Origin of the sequence: Psychrosphaera aestuarii (assembly GCF_017948405.1) — a bacterium.
Lineage (GTDB): Bacteria > Pseudomonadota > Gammaproteobacteria > Enterobacterales > Alteromonadaceae > Psychrosphaera > Psychrosphaera aestuarii.
On the sequence record NZ_CP072844.1, the window covers coordinates 372,928 to 390,508 of the forward strand.

Below are 17,581 nucleotides of genomic sequence, written 5' to 3' on the forward strand. Positions count from 1 at the left end.
ACTCCATCAAATCAAGATGCAGCAATTCTAGGTAGGATAAATGTCAGTTAGACGACAGGAATGTTAAAGTTTTGTTGCAACTGTCATAGAGGCGTCATAAAAAAAGCGACATTATGTCGCTTTTAATAGAACTTAATCGTCATACAGACTTGAAGTGAGTTCCTTCTGAGCCGGTATATACAAGCTAATTATAAATTAGCTTTCTGATTTATGAACATGAACATCCATTTGTGGGAATGGAATATTAAGATTTTCTTTCGGGAATGTCTTATAAACGCTTTCGTTCATGGCAAAATAAACAGGCCAGTAATCACTTGATTTTACCCAAGCCCTAACTACAAAGTTTACTGAGCTATCTGCTAATGAGTGTAATGCAATAAATACTTCAGGATCTTTAAGAATACGATCATCGGCATCACATAACTCTTTGATTACGCGCTTTGCAACATCAGCATCATCACCATACGCAATACCAAAAGTCCAATCGACACGACGACGTGGCTCTTTAGAATAGTTCACCATTGAAGCGTTATTTAACGAGCCGTTTGGGATAATAATAGTTTTGAAGTCACCGGTTCTCAATATTGTGTTAAAAATCTGAATTTGAGAAACAGTACCAGCGAAACCTTGCGCTTCTATAAAATCACCAACTTTGTAAGGCTTGAAGATTAAGATCATCACGCCGCCAGCAAAGTTTTGTAATGTACCTGATAATGCCATACCAATTGCTAAGCCGGCAGCACCCAAAATAGCAATGAACGAAGTCATTTCTATACCAATCATACCAAGCACGGTAATGAATAAGAGTACTTTGAGTAGTATATTTACTATTCCACTTAAAAAGGGTTTTAAAGAGGCGTCGGTATTGCCTTTGTTCAGCATGCTGTCAAAGCCTTTACTAAAGAGCTTAACAATGAACAAACCTATAATTAAAACGAGAATCGCTGAGCCTAATTTAGGCGCATATTCAAAGCCCATATCAATAGCTTTGTTGACGAGTTCGGTATTCAGTTGCATGGTGTATCCTTCCAAATTATTGTTATTAATGGAGATGCTAACAATTTAACTGCAAAAAGCGAATTACAATTACGCACAACAAATTGAAACGCCAGTTCATTTAGTCATCAGATTTAAAAGTAAGCGTTTATAAATTTTCGTCAAGTGAAAAAGGTCATTCTTGTGAATATGTTCGTTTATTTTGTGAATACTGTGATTTGGTAAGCCAAGCTCTATAACTTGAGCGCCCTTATTTGCAATAAAGCGCCCATCGGATGTGCCACCAGATACGGATAACCGAGGAAATATACTTATTTCGCTGAAAATGGCTTTTTCTGCCTCAATAATTAAGTCAAAGCTTTGTATATGTGAGTCAACATCGTCTCCGATATACTGTGAATCGTCGATTTCTACTGATGTTAGATAGGGAATACAAGGTCTAGACCAAACGACATTAATATCGCTAGTTAACTGCTTAAGTTGCATCAAACCATCATTAATGCGTTTAATGATTTGTTCTTGAGTAACTTTGTGGCTATATCGGACGTTAAATTGCAACGTGCATCGCCCCGGTATAATGTTATCGGTCCATTCACCGGTGTTTATACCGGTAATTTGTAAATGCGTGCCAGGGAAATCTTTAGTACCCTCATCCCAAGACAAACTGCTCAACCAACTGCCTAATGTCATGGCTTTATGTGCCGCATTGTTTGCAGATGTGGGATAGGCGACATGCCCTTGTTGGCCAAAAATAGTAATTTCACCAGACAAAGACCCACGACGGCCTATTTTCAACACATCACCCACCTGCGATTGGCTGCTAGGCTCTCCAACAATACATAAATGTGGCAACTCATTACGATCTTCTAACTTCTCGATAATTTCTTGGGTACCAAATTCAGCTTCACCCTCTTCATCACTGGTTATTAAAAAATAGAAAGTGAATTGCTCAAAGTCTAAATGAGTAACTACCATTTCAACGGCTGCCAACATTGCTGCTATGCCGCCTTTCATGTCAGCGACACCGCGACCTGTGATTTTTTCACCGTCAATATCTAGTGTGAAAGGGTCAGAGGACCAATTTTCAGGGTAAGGTGCAGGAACAACGTCGGTATGACCAGAAAACGCCACTCTTATAGGGCCATTACCTATCTTAGCGATCAAGTTGCTAACACCTTGCTTTTCAAAAGACTCTATTGAAAAGCCAAGTTGTTGTAATATTCTAGAAATATATTGTTGGCAACCGGCGTCATTCGGAGTCACAGACGGTCGGTGAACCAACTGCGTTAAATGTATTAATGCTTGTTGAAGTTCAACAGATTGATCAGAATGCAAAGCGGCGTCAACGGCCATGTTAGGTTCAATACTTGAACGAGCTGGTGCGCTAGTGGCGCGGGTCTCAGGAGAAGTCTGCATGATCTACATATTATTTATTAAAAGTTAATCAATTAAAGCGACTTAATGTGACACATAGGTTACTGCTAAGTGAATGTATTATGACAATAATGTAACAACAAAAAGCCACCTTACGGTGGCTTTCATAACGTTCAATTATTAACGTTAATAAGTCATTAATCGAATTCGTAAGTATAGGAAATGCTAATTCCCATACCCACTTCTTTTTCACGGATCACAATGTCTGACTGGGTCACTTCTTGATCTTCGTTTAATAGGTTTTTAACCTTAAATTTAATCTTAGAATTAAAGTCAGGGTAGTAAGTATAAACTAAATCTAACGAATGAAATGGTTGCTCGTAGGCATCGTCACGACCCGCAACACCGGCAGCAAGGATACGTTCACCAAACACGTTGTAAACTAATGAGCCACTGTGGTTACCGTCAGAAGAGTCGTAGTTTAACTGCAAGTTAACAACATATTCTGAATGACCGGTCATACGCTTAACTGGGTTTGTTAAATTACCCGCAAAGGCGGCGTCAATCTCAGCTTCAGAATCTGACAAAGTAACGTTACCTGATGTAAATAAACCATCAGACAATGATGTTAAGTCGTATAACCATTCTGCCTCAATACCATAAACTTTGGCTGTTTCGCCATTTGTAAAGGTTGCTGAATAATCGTCATCACCAATTCGTAACACAGTCTCAATTGGTGCTTCTATGTCTTTATAAAAAGCCGCAATTGAGAAGTTATCGCCAGCATCACCATAGTACTCATACCGTAAATCTAGGTTTTTGATTGGGCTGCTTTGCAAACCAACGCGACCAAACGTACGAATGTCTGTAAGTGGGTCAAAGTAGGATACTGGCACAACTTCACGTAAGTCTGGACGAACAATGGTTTCGCCATAACCTAAGCGAACTTGATAGTTTTGACCGGCCATGTAAGTAAATGAAAGTGCGGGAAATATGTCATCTTCTTGAATAGTACCATCGGCAATTTTTTGCTCATCATAAAAGATATCTAAGTCTTCTTGAGTGAAAATTAAAGATGAAGTACCAATTGAGCTTTGTTTAAACTCTTCCCAGCGAAAACCGCCACTAACACGCCATGCATTTTGATAAATCATGTCAAATGCGCCATAACCAGCATCAATTTTTTGAGCCGCTAAGTAATCATCGGCATCAGGGGCGGTCGGTTCATTAAATGACAACAAAATACTTTGACCGTTTAAGAACTCATCGGTCAAATATTCGCTATTTGATAATGGGTCTTGCGAACCGTCATTAATTTCAATAGCCACACCAGAGTTATTATTGACGGCAAAACTAGACGTTTCATAAATTCGAGCGCGGTCGCTAAAGTCGTAACCGGCTTTAAATTCAAGTTCAAAGTCACCCGCATAAACAGGTAAAGTAAAGTTACCGCCGTAAGACGTTACTCTATCTTCCATGTCCGTGTATGAGTACACCGCTCGGTTTTGGTCGCCAGTGATAATGGAGTTGGCATAGTCGCCACCCTCATAATTATCTCTAAAGCGATACGTCGTATTTACCGGAATATCTGTGGTGGCTTTTGAGCGTGTATATTGCCAATCAAAGCCGATACCACTGATATCGACCAAGGTATGCTGGCCGACAAGTTGAGTTACTTGTAATTCACGTTCTTCGAATTTAAAGTCATGATTTCGATTTGCACGACCATCACCCACAATAGAAAAGACTGAACTGCCACCTGGGCTTTGCTGTATTGAAACATCAGTTTCATCTTCGCTGTCTGTTAACAGTAAATTAGACAATGACACACTGTGCGTATCGTACTTTACACCAAAGTTAAGAACCGCATTCATGCGCTCAGATTCCGTGGTTTCAACAGAGTCTTTCATCGTTTCAAAACAAGAGTTTTGAGCATCATCAGCGGTGTTTAACTCTTTTGCACAGTTATCAGCAAAATCTTTTGAAAGAACCGCAGTGCGCTTTTCTGATGCATCCCATGTTGTGTCGTAAGCCACAGAGGCTAAAAAGCCTAATTCAACATCGTAGTCTTCTAATACAAAGCTATTGCCGATGTGAGCTTTAACATTATAAGCAGGATCAAGCGAAGACTTCGACAAGCCCATTTCTCTTGGTAAAGACTTTAATAGCTCTTGGTTTATTAGATTGGCTTTTTCACCAGCCGAACTCATATCGTCAGACACCAACCCGTTTTTATTGACGATTGATGCCGTATCAAAGTCACCACGATAAAAAGAAATGGCTTCTTTTAGATTGCTAGATATGCCTGAGTCATCACGGTTGTAGGTAAATCCATTGTCCGCAGATGTGTCGTAGCTCGCGCCAACTTCAATACCGGCGGTAAATTCTTTTGGTACTGTTTTAGTTCGAATATTTATCGCACCGCCACCAAATGCCGCTGGCATAGATGGTGAGTAAGCTTTTTGAACCGAAAGGCTCTCAATAATGCTAGATGGGAAAATATCTAAAGGTACTACGTTTCTGGTTAAGTCTGGCGACGGAATATTCGCGCCATTTAAACGTGCGCTTGAATAACGTTCACCTAGTCCTCGAACATAAATAAATTTACCGTCTACGAGTGTAAGGCCTGTTACTCGGCGAAGAGCAGAAGCAGCGTCACTATCGCCAGTACGAGATAATTGCTCAGCACCTAAAATATCGGCTACAAATGCTTGCCCACGTCGTTCTTCGATTACTGCAGCGGCACTGCCTTGTAGACGAGTGCCAACGGCAACCACCTCTTCTATTTCATCCTCATCGGCAGCGATGGCTATATTGGCTTGAGCCAATAAACCAAGCGTGACCGCTGCGCTGATGGTTTTGAGTTTGCGTCGATTTAACATGTTTGAATCCTAATTGGGTCATCAACAAAAAGGCGCCTGTAGAAGATTTCCGTTCATAAGGCGCCCATTTAATTAATCAAGTGATTAGTCGTTAGAAGCAGCAGTTACTGCCATTTCAACCCACTTGTACCAATTAGATGTTGTGTCTTGGTCTGATACCGCACCAATAAAGTTTGCTGCACCCGTTGCATCCGCTGCTACTGTAATAGCCGTTGAGCTCGTGTTTGTTGCAAAACCGTCAGCGGCTAATACGTCTGAGCTTGCTGCGATACGTTGGTTAACACCACCGTTGTCAAACCACTCTGTTTTAGCTGTGCCTTGCAGTGAAACAGGTGCGCTTGTTCCAAATGTCGCCTCACCCGCAAATTCAGATGCACAAGCCATAACTGAGCCGCTGAATGTGATTGCATCCGCATTTTTCTCACCATCAGACTTGTGCTCAACACAAGAAGTATTGGCGCCCGCTTCTTTAACAATTAATACATTTTTGTACATAGACTTAACTGAATCATCAAACTTAAAGGCTTGAGAAGGGTCGTCATCACGTACTGAATTAGCATCGGTAGTAATAATCGTCACGTTTGAAATAGTCGGGTTTGTGACTGGCGCTTCAGCCGACGTATCGCCCTTTTCACCATCAGTTTCAAAACCGTTATTGCCCATATTTGCAACTTGGCCGTCACGCGTATTTACCGTACCGTGCTTAACAAATAGGAATTCAGCCGAACCCTGCCAACCTGCGTCAAAGTCAAATGAATCATCTTGAGTATCAGTTACCGCAACGTGTGAAAGCGTAGTTGCACCACCAAAGATCTCAATGCCGTCATCAAAACCTTGGTGAATATGGATGTAATCAAAAGAAGAACCAGAGCCAACTGCGTTAAGCGTTAATGAATTTAAGTCGTCGCCTTCACCGCCTACACGAGGGCCTGAGCCGGCGTACCATACTTTGGCATATTTGATAGAACCACTTGAGTCAGCGTTGTCGTTACCGCCAAAGTAAGAAGTAATACCTTCAGAAGCTACGTTACAAGTGGATGCCGCACGTTCTGCATCAGTACATTGGTCAGTAATACCGTTACCGTTAATGATGATTCCGCCCCAGTCTGCAAACTGTGCGCCTTGGCCTGCATCGTCTAAGCGAGGGAAAGCGTTAGCAGAGGTAAATACGATTGGCGCATCGATAGTACCAATCGCTTGAATTTTAGCACCACGAGCAATACGAATAATCGCTTCACCTGATTTAAACGCTAACATTGCGCCAGGTTTCACTGTCATTGTCGGCCCATTCTCTGGCACAACAAAGCCCGTAGTTGTATCGCCATCTTCACCAATTTGAAGAGCGTTATCAAATACGTGAACACCGCCATTTGGTAAGGCTTCAAACGTTATGTTTGACATGATTGATATATTTTTGCTCGCGAATGAGTCATTGTATAAACAGTCATCGCCAGATTGAACACCTTCAACAGTACCCACTGAAGACTCGTAACTTGCGCATTCTACTTCAACAACTGGCTCAGGTGCCGCAACATTGTTTGAGTTGTTTACACTGTTATCAGTCACTGTGCTGTTGTCATTTACAGTAGGGGTAATGTTAATGTCGCCGCCACATGCTGTTAAAGAAACGGCTGCTGCTACAAGTGAAATACGAAAGATGTTTTTAAGTTCCATTTTGCTCTCCGAAAGTCGAACTGTTTTATTTAAATTTAGGTATATAAAAAAGTTAATCTGAAATATCTGCAGCACAATCTACTGAATAAAAATGACAGATTTAAGAAAGCAAGATGACGCTTTGATGACAAAGTGTTCGTTTTAATAAAAACGACTTAACGGAGATGAGACTCAGATTGAGGCTATTTTGTTAGACAAATATTTGTAGCTTAAGGTGGAATTTTTGGCATAAAGGAAATGATTAAACGCAGAGATAATCTCGTTAATTTCATTTTTAAATTGAGGGTATTTATCAATTAGCAGGCTTTTATGTTGCATTAATGTCAGTGAATTAAAAGCTGGTATTTGAGTGTTTTGTGCATGATCTGAATAGGCGATCAACTCCGGGTTGTCGGCTTTATGTGAAAGTTGTTTATACAGCTTCTTAATCAGTTTTTCAGTTAATGACATGGTTTGGCGGGCGCGTAATTTAGAAAAAGTAAACCAGCAGAGTAACATGACAATAATCGCGATTATCGCTAACACTAGATGATGCCACTTTAAGTTTTGTGTCATCGATGAAATAAAATTTTGTCGCTTAGCCTGATCAAAGTCTAACACCCAAACTGTCCAGTAATAGTCTAAAGACTGAATGTGTTGCCTTAACATGTTTAACCAAGGAGTTTGTTTTACTATCGACAGTGCATCGTTTGTTGCCTGATTTGTCAGTGATAAGGCTTGATCAATACCTTGGTTAATGCGGGTTGGAGAAACCGCAGCGGTAGGATCGGTACGTTGCCAATTGAGCTTGTTTGCTGAATATTCCACCCAAGCATGGGCACTGCTGTCGTAAACATTAAAGTAATTACCATTAGGGTTAAGCTCGCCACCATGGTAACCAGTGACAACACGCGCAGGAATACCCTTTAAACGCAATAAAACCGCATGAGCGCTGGCAAAGTGCGCACAAAAACCGGTGCGTGTATCAAATAAAAACTGATCTACGTGATCACCGGTTAAACGCGGTGGTGATAAAGAATAGGTAAAGTTATTTTCAGCAAAATAGTTAAGTATCAAACGGTTGTACTCATCAATATTGCCGTTAGCATTTAACCATAAAGCGTCCGCTAGCTGTTTTGTTTTTAGTAGCGAAGTGGCTGAGCCTTTACCTTTGGGTTGTGCAGAAATAGGTAATCTTGTGTTAATAGCAACATCACTCTCGGTTAACGCTAATATGTTGGCCTGAGCAAGCAGTTTAGCGTCGTACTTCACTCGTTGCGTTACATTTTTATTGCGAATGAGTCGAGTATCGTTAAGTAGAAATATGTCTTGATTATTACTAACACTGGTGCCGTAGCTATATAACCATGAACGCTGATTAGGCTCAGCAATAACCGAATAGTTCAGGGTTTGTTCGGCGCTTTGTATGAGCTGTTTTAACGCTGATTTCTCAATTACATCACGACTCGACTTTGTTGTTTTACGTCTCTCTGCTTGACGCCACGATTTACCGTCAAACTCCTCCATAGTTAAAACTCGCCAGTACCTGTCTGCGTGGCGTGGATTTGTCATGTTGGTAAATTCTGCGCGAAAGGCCAATCTTGATGATTTGGCAACGTTAGCAATATCACCAGGTGTCATACTATCGTTCAATCCGGTTGGTGTTATTTTTTGTTGCGGCAATTTCCAAAAAGGGGTGAGAGAAGGCATAACAATAAATAGTAAGCCACTGCCAACTACACCAGTTAAGATCATGATAGAAAACGATTTTAGACCAAAGTTAGACTTTAAAGGCGCATTAACATCTGACTGTAACAAATGATGTTGAGTTTGAAATAATGCGAATATACCCACCATTAAAATAACAAAACCAAGTAGCGCATATTCAAGTGATTGTTGATAGATAAAAGAAACAGACACCAACAGTGCGATAGTTATAAAAACCTGAATACTCCATGTCGTCTTTTTATGATTTGCGGTAAATAGCCACATCACAGAGCCTGCAAATAACAAGTTCACCATACTATTTAACAGCCCGCTACTCATACTTTGTGGCACTATCATCAAGGCGAGGCACAGTGCGCCAATGTTTTTCATTACGTTGCCACTAAAAAAGGCAGTTAAGTTTGGCCTTTGATAGGCAGACCATACCTTACCAATCACAAGCAATATCGATGATGAAATAATGCTAATTATCAATGCTTCTTTTAGCAAAACAATAGATGCAAGCAACGCGACGCCAAATGACACTATGGCGAGCTGAGGCAAACGATTATTAGTTATTTTCATCATTGCCAGTACTCGATTGTGCAAAAGTGGCTAAAGTTGATAAACAATGATCAAGGTGTACTTGTGAAGCACTTGGCGCAACGGTAATAGTTGGAAATGCATTGTGCCGCAAGTATAAGCCAAAAGGTTTATTAGCTTGATGTAGTTCTAAACAGGCGGCGGTAAGCTGACTTAATGCAAGCTCTAATGATGACGAGGGCACTGACTCCAACGATAAAAATACGCTGTGCAGTTCTGAATCTACAAACTCTTTTAGCATTAAATTATCACCAGAAGACTTAGCCACTTGCTTCCAAGCCACGTGCGATAAACTAGCACCTGGTACATAGCTTTTTATGCCCTCAAAGTTGGTGTCACCGCTGTTAATTACATCGATATCATTGCCCAACCCCAAATCATCCTGTGCCGCTTGTGCAATCATTTGCCAGTCAGAGGTTACGGGTGTTGGGTAAACCACTATGGTTGAGCTCGCTCTGAAGTAGCTCCAAGCTTTGATTAGACCAAAGGGAAAGTCGCTACGAAAAATAATTGGTGGCAACGTAAATTTGCCTCGACTGCTTTGGTTAAGAGATAAACTAAAAATCGTTGGCTGACTTACCGAACGCTTAAGAAGGTGCCTTTTACCATCGACTATTGCCGTTAAATGTTGGGCTTTGTTGTTTGAAGTTGAATGAGAAATGTCAAAGGTCAAAGTGCAAGGTTGCCCCGCGTAGACATTATTAACACTTAGTAACTTTATAGTAAGACCGTTTAGATTGTTAAATCCGGTATGAATTGCGTAAATACCAATACTGATGATAAAAAAACAAACCAGTAAAATAGGGTTATTTTGGTAATTAGTTCCTAAAATAAACAAAACCAGAATACAGAGCAACAACCAAAACCCATGGCTATTGGGCATAATAAAAATGTTTTTATGGCCTAATGACATCTGATTTGACGGCGGAAACCGTCTTGTTAGCCAACTTTTTAATGGTGATTGAAACAGGCTAGTCATGAACTGGCACAGCTTCCAATATTTGTGCGCTAAAGTCAGTGTTAAACATCGTTCCTCGTCCAGCCCGAAGTCGATGTTCGGCAACGGGACCAAAGACGGTTTGTATATCATCTGGCGTCACAAAATCTCGACCGCTAATATAAGCAAAAGCTTGCCCTGCCGACATCAACGCAACACCTGCTCGAGGTGATAAAGCGTTAGGGAATAAATTCTCTGTACGTGAGTAGGCTAACAATCGCATTACGTAGCGAATGACCTCGTCCGACTTATGAACTTGAAGCGAAGCATGTTGAAGTTGGGCTAAGTCATCAGCCGATAAAATCGCCATGCTCTTAGGATCGTTGAGGTCAGCGGCGCTACTAGAGCTTAAGTTTGTCGAACGAGTCTTACTCAGTAACTTAAACTCAGCATCGGCTGGTGGATAACCAATTTGGATTCGCATTAAAAATCTGTCTAACTGAGACTCTGGCAGCGGATAGGTGCCACTTTGATGTGAAGGGTTTTGTGTAGCGATAACAAAATGTGGATTTGGCAGAGTGTGAGTGGTTCCATCAATACTAACTTGTTGCTCTTCCATGGCTTCTAGAAGCGCACTTTGCGTCTTAGGATTCGCTCTGTTAATTTCATCGGCAAGCAGTAGTTGCGAAAAAATAGGACCTTTATGGAAGGTAAATGCTTGCTGCTGCTGATCAAAAATAGATACCCCAATAACATCAGCGGGTAACATATCAGATGTAAACTGGCAGCGCTGGTAGTCTAAGCCAAAGGCATCGGCTAATGCATGCGATAAGGTGGTTTTGCCCATACCTGGCAAGTCTTCAATAAGAAGATGACCATTGGCTAATAAACAAGTCACCGCTAGCTGTACTTGCTCTTGTTTACCTAACAATACGCTATTGAGATAAGCTAAAACGTCATTAAGTTTTTCTCGTTGCAGTTCTATAGCCATGTGTATCCTTATTGGTTCAATACCTTAGTGTTAGTGATGGTCATAAAAAAGTAAACATACAATTTACATTGATATTCTTGTGGTTATGATTAAGCTTATCGTCATCCGACCAGTGGAGTATCTATTTTGCATTCAGCCCAAATCCAACAAAGCTCACATTTTGTAGAGTGTCATGGCCATCAATTACATGTTCGTCGAATTCATACGGAAAATTCCGAGCAAAGGCGCACTCCAATTCTAATGCTCCATGGTTCTATCGAAAATGGTCGTATTTTTTATACTAAGTCAGGAAAAGGCTTAGCTGGTTATCTAGCAAAACAGGGATTTGATATTTTTGTCGCGGATTACCGTGGTCGAGGTTTTAGTACTCCATCGGTAAAAGAAAAAAACGATCATGGTTATCATGACGTGACGACAAAAGACATTCCTGCGTTGGTAGACTATGTCTTTCAAGAAACTCAACAAGCATGTCATGTGATTTGTCATTCTTGGGGTGGTGTAATGTTTGCAAGTGCTTACATTCGATTTCCTGAATTACACAAAAAAGTAAAGTCGATGGTAAAGTTTGGTACTAAGCGCCAAGTGACAGTGATGAACATAGAGCGTTTACTGAAAGTTGATCTGTTTTGGAAGTGGTTTGCGCCTTGGTATACAAAAAAAGCTGGCTACTTAGATGCAAAAAAAATGAATGTAGGAGCTGATTCAGAGCCAAGACAAGCGTTAATAGAAAGCATCGCTTGGGTAAAAAAGAGTGAATGGATCGATCCCGTTGACGCTTTTGATTATGCGGAGGCTGCTAAGACGACAAATTGGCCACCGACATGGCACTTAACGGGCGTTAAAGATTACTCATTGGGACACCAAACCGACGTAAAGCTGTTTATGGATGAATGCCAAAATCCGAACGCCAGTTTTACACTTCTTTCCAAACAAAATGGTAACGCTAAAGACTACGACCACATTGATATTCTTACCGCGCCTGCAGCGATAGAAGATCATTTTCCCCAAGTGTTAGACTTTTTGAATAAACATGATGGGTAAGGTGTAATGCATCGTACCCAAACTAAATAGGTTACTTTGATAAGGCTAAAAACGGCTAATTACCTAGTGCCAACCAAACCGCGACCATCATCATGAGGGAGCCCGAGATTTTATTAAGTCTTTGCACGTTTTGGCTTTTGGTTAGCACTCGACCTATGGTTTTTCCGCCGGTAGCGTACATCATCATGCATACAAATTCAGAGCACATAATAATAAGCACAAGTACGGTTAATTGTGCCGGTAAAGCAAGATCTGGATTAATAAATGGAGGCAAGAGCGAAACCTGAAACGCCCAGCCTTTAGGATTTGCGAGCGCCGTTACTAAGCCCTGATTAAATAAGCCTACGTTTGAGTGAATAACGGCATTGTCTGGGTTATCAGATATTGCCATTTTTCCCTTACTGCGCCACATCTGAACGGCTATCCACGCTAGATAACCTGCACCAACAAATTTTAACACCGTAAACAAGGCTGGAAACTTTAGCATTAAAGCAGCCACACCGATAACAGCAGCAACCGCCACGATAGCAACACCAATGACTTCGCCTAACATCATCCATAATGTACGTTTTACTCCAATAGTCATACCTAGCGTCATCGCTAATGTCATGCACATGCCAGGGGTTACGCTGACAATAAAAAAGGTAGGAATAAATACCGCGAGTAAAGTTAAATCGACCACCAAAGGGCTCCGTTTGAAGTATACGAACTGGCAAAATAAAAACGCTAGAGTAGTGATTTAATTTTAAAATGGCAAATAAAAACCCTCTTGCGTATCAGGCGCTAAGAGGGCTTTTGGTACAAGCTAAATTGCTCTAGTTAGAGTAAAAGTGCTTATTCTGAATCAGCAACTGGTTTTGTATAGTTTGTATAGTCAGTGCTATCTATTTTTGTTGATACTTTGCTCTTACGACGGAAGATGTTCTTAAAGTCTTCTAAGCCCATGTATAAACAAGGTACTAAAATCAGTGTAACAAACGTCGCGAATAAAACAGCAAAACCAAGTGCAACCGCCATAGGCACAACAATTCGTGCCTGTAAGCTGGTTTCAAACATAATAGGCAATACGCCCACAAATGTTGTAATTGATGTCAGTGTTATTGCCCTAAAGCGCACACAGCCAGCGTCAATAACTGAACGTGCCACAGATTGACCTTGTTTACGCATTTGGTTTACATAGTCTGTCATTACTAAGCTGTCATTGATAACAACCCCTGCCGCTGCAATGAGGCCGAACGTTGACATCATGCTCAAATCCATGCCAAACAAGTAATGCCCCCAAACTGCGCCAACAAAACCATAAGGAATAACCGACATTATGATTAATGGTTGGGCATAACTCTTCAGCGGTACGGCTAATAAAATGTAAATCATTAGCAAACCAGCGACAAAGAACATGATCTGCTCGTTTTGCTGTGCCTGTTCTTCTTCAATGGATCCACCAAGTTCAGTCTTAACACCAGGAAAATCTGATTTCAGCTTAGGTAACAGATCGTCTTTGATGCGTTTTACCACTTCATTTGGCTCCACCACAACTTCATCAATTGAGCCGTATATATAAACACTACGGAACCCATTCTCACGACGAATGTAACTTATGCCTGGCTTTTCAGTAAGGCTTACAACATCTCCTAACATCACTTCTTTACCAGAAGGCGTGGTCACGATGGCGTATTTCAATTCACTGAACTGTTCGCGTGTTAATTGTGGGTAACGCACCATGACACGAATTTCCTCACCGCCACGTAATACACGCTGAGCTTCACCACCGTAGAAACTTGCGCCAATTTGACCTGCAATTGATTGCAACGATAAGCCTAAGTCATAGGCTACCGGCTTAAGATCTAATTGAATCTCTTTGCTAGCAGGGTCAATGGTCGAGCTGATATCAAATAAACCTGGTTCCTGTGAAAGCATCGTAATGAACTCTCGACCTGCAATATTAAGTTGTTCTAAGTCTGGGCCATAAAGCAGGTAACCGAAGTCGCCTCCACCTTGGCCACCGCCACCGCCCATTAGTTGGTCTTGTACGGTAATAGATTTCATGCCAGGAATATCTGGCATTTGTTCACGCCAACGACGCGCGATTTCAAAGGTATCAAATGGACGTAACTCTTCATCAACCAAAGGAATAACGATGCGACCTGAGCTGCGATCTTGGTTAAACGCTAATATATCACGGACCATTTTCTGACCAGTTTCTTGTTCAACTTCTCGGTCAACTCTTTGTACCATAGCTTCAATTTTTTGAATTGCGTCAATGGTTTGTTGGTCAGATACCGTTTGGTTCATTTCAATTCGAATATCAGGGAAATCGTGAGGTACTTTAGGTTGAGGTACAAAACGGACATGACTCCCCGCCATCATCGCGATGCTGACCAGTAATATACCAACAAAGGCCATCATCACTGCCCAGCGCCACTCAACACATTTTTTTAAGAAATTTTTGTACTTAACATTTACAAAATAATTAAAGCGCTTATTAAAGCGATGGCGAAGGCTGTTTTCTTTAATCGGGCTAAATTTAGTGTGAGCTAAGTGAGCAGGCAAAATTAATTTTGACTCTATCAAGCTAAATATTAAACAAAATACCACCACAGTCGCGATGTTATAAAAGAACGAACCCTGTGGGCCACTTGATGCAAAAAACGGAGCGAATACCGCAATGGTAGTTAACACACCAAAGGTTGCCGGAGTCGCGACTTTTTTAGCGCCACGTACGACATTCTCTACACCGCCTCCATGTTTTTCTATTTCGGTGTAGGCACTTTCACCGATGACAATGGCGTCGTCCACCACAATCCCTAGCACCATAATAAATGCGAAAAGTGATAAAACGTTAATGCTTACGCCGAATACCGGCATCATCATGACTGCGCCTAAGAAACAAACAGGCAAACCAATCATCACCCAAAAAGCCAGTCTAAATCTGAGAAATATCGTTAGCATTATGGCAACTAAGATAGAGCCCTGAAAAAGATTCGATAGCATCATGTTGAGTCGAGCTTTTAAATAGTAGGTCATGTCTACTAATACTTTTAGCTCCATGCCCGCTGGAAGCGTAAGGTTACGCTGTTCAATATAGCTATTAACCGAATTTGATACAGCGATTGAATTCTGATCTTTCGTGGCATTTACTTGGATAAATACCGAGTTTTGACCAGAGAATTTGTTGTATCGAACACCTTCGGTAAATCCATCTTTAATGATGGCTACGTCTTCTAACAAAACTTTAGAACCGTTCTCACCAATCTTCACAGGTATTAACCGAAACTCTTCGCCGTTATAAAATTGATTTTCAATTCGAACCGCAATTAAACCAGCGTCAGTACGTAATTGACCGGCCGAATAGTTTGCCGAATATCGACGAATAGCTTGGGTAATGTCGGTTAGTGTGAGGTTGTATTTACGTAATTGTTCAGGTTGAATTTCAATAGCAATTTCTTCAGCAGGAGCGTTTACGGTTACTAACGACACGTTATTTAACTGCAAAAGCTCATCTTCAATTTGTTTTGCTATGGGTTTTAGTTCTTCAACGGACATATCCCCGACCAGAGACATCTCTATAACTTGTTGATTAAATTCTATTTGCCTAACATTAACCGGCTCCATGGCGGCGGGAAACGTCGCGATACTGTCAATTCGCATTTTAACTTTGTCGAGCACTTCGGCTAAATCTTTATCAGGGTCGATTTCTAGTGAAACTTGGCCTGAATTTCTAAACGCTCGTGAATACATCTCTTCAATTTCAGTTACGTCCTTCAACGCTTCTTCAATTTTGATCAAGATGCTTTCTTCAATTTCTTGTGGAGACGCGCCACGATAGGCCGCACTCACTTGAATATAGTTAATCTCTATATTTGGAAACATCTGACGCTGAATTGTAAAATAGCTTATTAAACCCATAACGATGATAAATACCATCATGAGGTTAGCCGCTACCGAGTTATTCGCGAAAAAGGCAATGAGTCCCGTTTCTTTTTTTTGTTTGATTTCAGACATGAGCGTTATGCATCCTTATTGCTTTGAGCAACAGACGTTGGAACTACATTTGAATCATCTTCTGGCTTGTCGTTCTTTTTGTCAGACTCACCCGCTAACTTAACTTTCATACCATCCTGAGCGTACTCTGGAATTGTCATAATAAGTTGGTCTTCTGGGTTTAAACCACCACTGATTAGGAACGTTTTGCCTTCTTCTTTAACTACTTCAACTTTCTTCTGCTTTAACGTGTTGTTATCGCCTAATACCCAAACTCGGTTATTTGTTACTAAATCTTGAGAAAGTTTTACTATGTTATTCAAGCCTTGACCATCAAAGCTTACTTCAACGTATGTGCCAAACATTAAACGAGGTAAGTCAGCTTTTAGACCATACGGATCTTCAACTTCAACCACTATGTTACCCATGCGCGTTGCTTGGTCAACGATGCCCGTGTCACGAACAATAGTGCCATTGCGTGTACTTGAGAACTTTTCACGAGTCGATATTTCAGCACGTAAGCCAGTTAACGTATTTGGAAGAAAAGTGCGATCGAAGCCTGCAACAGGGAAAACAATTTCTGCTTTTTCAACGTTATATAATTCACCGACATTCGTACCTCGATTAACAAATTGGCCAGTACCTAAGTCACGCTTAATGATTAGGGCGTCGTAAGGCGCAAGTACTCGGCAATTGTCTAAATCACGTTGCGCTAACTTAACTGAACCTTGTGCCAGCTTTACAGCGGCTTCAGCGCTCATTACTTGTGGTTTACGTAGATATAAGTCAGAAACACGCTCATTTGGCATCGATTTGGCTTCGCGCTTTGCTACTTCGGCACGACCTTGTTCTTCGATTAATTGGGCCTGAGCCGTTTTTAATTGTGATTCGGCTTGCAGTAAGGCGACTTCATAAGTGTCAGATTCAATTTCAAATAACACTTCACCACGTTTTACTAAACCACCTTCAACAAAATTAGGGTGCCACTTAACCACTTCGCCAGAGACTTGTGCTGAAATCATGGTTTTTTCAAGTGGCGTCACCGCGCCATATCCTCGAATTCTTATTTGATGGAATTCTGGGTTAACTTGTTGAACGGTTACAGTAGGACGGGTATCAATTTCTTTCTTTTCAGGCGGTTTAGGGCCATTACTTTGAACAATATAAAACGCAACAGCGCCACCTAATAATATGACAACAGGGGCTGCAATCTTTAACCATTTTTTGCTCATGACTTAATCCATTTAAAATTTGTTAAGGTAGTTATAAAGTTAAACTAGCTTTGTGTAGTATATTAAAACACTACAAGCAGAATGTGAGCTTTCACAATTGTAAGAAAATGTGTGATATTTTTCCTACAAATAAGAAAAAACTAATAAATATCTATAACTTATTGACGCAATAGTAACCTGCTACCGA

Annotated in this window: 11 protein-coding genes; 1 reads left to right on the forward strand and 10 read right to left on the reverse strand. The window is 41.0% G+C overall.

Annotated elements, in window-relative coordinates; all coding sequences use genetic code 11:
• Positions 1-195: 195 nt before the first annotated feature.
• From J9318_RS01815 to J9318_RS01845, 7 genes are all read right to left on the reverse strand, one after another.
• Complete coding sequence (locus J9318_RS01815; RefSeq protein WP_210560804.1) at positions 196-1,017, reverse strand: mechanosensitive ion channel family protein; 822 nt, start codon at positions 1,015-1,017, stop codon at positions 196-198.
• Between the two features lie 96 nt (positions 1,018-1,113).
• Entirely contained in the window at positions 1,114-2,412 is a 1,299-nt protein-coding gene (gene dapE / locus J9318_RS01820) for a succinyl-diaminopimelate desuccinylase (protein ID WP_244731785.1), read from the reverse strand.
• 155 nt (positions 2,413-2,567) lie between these two features.
• On the reverse strand, positions 2,568-5,252 hold the full coding sequence (locus J9318_RS01825) for a TonB-dependent receptor plug domain-containing protein (protein WP_210560805.1): 2,685 nt from the start codon (positions 5,250-5,252) through the stop codon (positions 2,568-2,570).
• Positions 5,253-5,336: 84 nt separating this feature from the next.
• Positions 5,337-6,926: a hypothetical protein gene (locus J9318_RS01830; RefSeq protein WP_210560806.1), complete on the reverse strand. Its 1,590-nt coding sequence runs from the start codon at positions 6,924-6,926 to the stop codon at positions 5,337-5,339.
• Between the two features lie 171 nt (positions 6,927-7,097).
• Positions 7,098-9,197: a transglutaminase TgpA family protein gene (locus J9318_RS01835; RefSeq protein ID WP_210560807.1), complete on the reverse strand. Its 2,100-nt coding sequence runs from the start codon at positions 9,195-9,197 to the stop codon at positions 7,098-7,100.
• Complete coding sequence (locus tag J9318_RS01840) at positions 9,181-10,191, reverse strand: DUF58 domain-containing protein (protein ID WP_210560808.1); 1,011 nt, start codon at positions 10,189-10,191, stop codon at positions 9,181-9,183. Before J9318_RS01840 ends, J9318_RS01835 begins: the two co-directional genes overlap by 17 nt.
• Complete coding sequence (locus tag J9318_RS01845) at positions 10,184-11,140, reverse strand: AAA family ATPase (RefSeq protein ID WP_210560809.1); 957 nt, start codon at positions 11,138-11,140, stop codon at positions 10,184-10,186. The genes J9318_RS01840 and J9318_RS01845 overlap by 8 nt, the downstream gene beginning before the upstream one ends.
• Positions 11,141-11,266: 126 nt before the next feature.
• Between J9318_RS01845 and J9318_RS01850 the strand changes: the two genes are divergently transcribed.
• Positions 11,267-12,181: an alpha/beta fold hydrolase gene (locus J9318_RS01850; protein ID WP_244731788.1), complete on the forward strand. Its 915-nt coding sequence runs from the start codon at positions 11,267-11,269 to the stop codon at positions 12,179-12,181.
• Positions 12,182-12,236: 55 nt separating this feature from the next.
• Here the strand turns inward: J9318_RS01850 and J9318_RS01855 are convergent, their stop codons facing one another.
• From J9318_RS01855 to J9318_RS01865, 3 genes are all read right to left on the reverse strand, one after another.
• Positions 12,237-12,863 (reverse strand): LysE family translocator, encoded by a 627-nt coding sequence (locus tag J9318_RS01855; RefSeq protein WP_210560810.1) that lies wholly within the window; start codon positions 12,861-12,863, stop codon positions 12,237-12,239.
• A gap of 152 nt (positions 12,864-13,015) precedes the next feature.
• A complete protein-coding gene (locus J9318_RS01860) occupies positions 13,016-16,183 on the reverse strand; it encodes an efflux RND transporter permease subunit (protein WP_210560811.1) in 3,168 nt (1,055 codons plus the stop codon).
• Positions 16,184-16,188: 5 nt separating this feature from the next.
• Positions 16,189-17,394 (reverse strand): efflux RND transporter periplasmic adaptor subunit, encoded by a 1,206-nt coding sequence (locus J9318_RS01865; protein ID WP_210560812.1) that lies wholly within the window; start codon positions 17,392-17,394, stop codon positions 16,189-16,191.
• Between the last annotated feature and the right edge of the window lie 187 nt (positions 17,395-17,581).

Coding starts and splice junctions, on each gene's coding strand:
- J9318_RS01825 (WP_210560805.1), bottom strand. CDS start 5,252: ATGTTAAATCGACGCAAACTCAAAACCATCAGCGCAGCGGTCACGCTT.
- J9318_RS01830 (WP_210560806.1), bottom strand. CDS start 6,926: ATGGAACTTAAAAACATCTTTCGTATTTCACTTGTAGCAGCAGCCGTT.
- J9318_RS01865 (WP_210560812.1), bottom strand. CDS start 17,394: ATGAGCAAAAAATGGTTAAAGATTGCAGCCCCTGTTGTCATATTATTA.
- dapE (WP_244731785.1), bottom strand. CDS start 2,412: ATGCAGACTTCTCCTGAGACCCGCGCCACTAGCGCACCAGCTCGTTCA.
- J9318_RS01815 (WP_210560804.1), bottom strand. CDS start 1,017: ATGCAACTGAATACCGAACTCGTCAACAAAGCTATTGATATGGGCTTT.
- J9318_RS01845 (WP_210560809.1), bottom strand. CDS start 11,140: ATGGCTATAGAACTGCAACGAGAAAAACTTAATGACGTTTTAGCTTAT.
- J9318_RS01860 (WP_210560811.1), bottom strand. CDS start 16,183: ATGTCTGAAATCAAACAAAAAAAAGAAACGGGACTCATTGCCTTTTTC.
- J9318_RS01840 (WP_210560808.1), bottom strand. CDS start 10,191: ATGACTAGCCTGTTTCAATCACCATTAAAAAGTTGGCTAACAAGACGG.
- J9318_RS01835 (WP_210560807.1), bottom strand. CDS start 9,197: ATGATGAAAATAACTAATAATCGTTTGCCTCAGCTCGCCATAGTGTCA.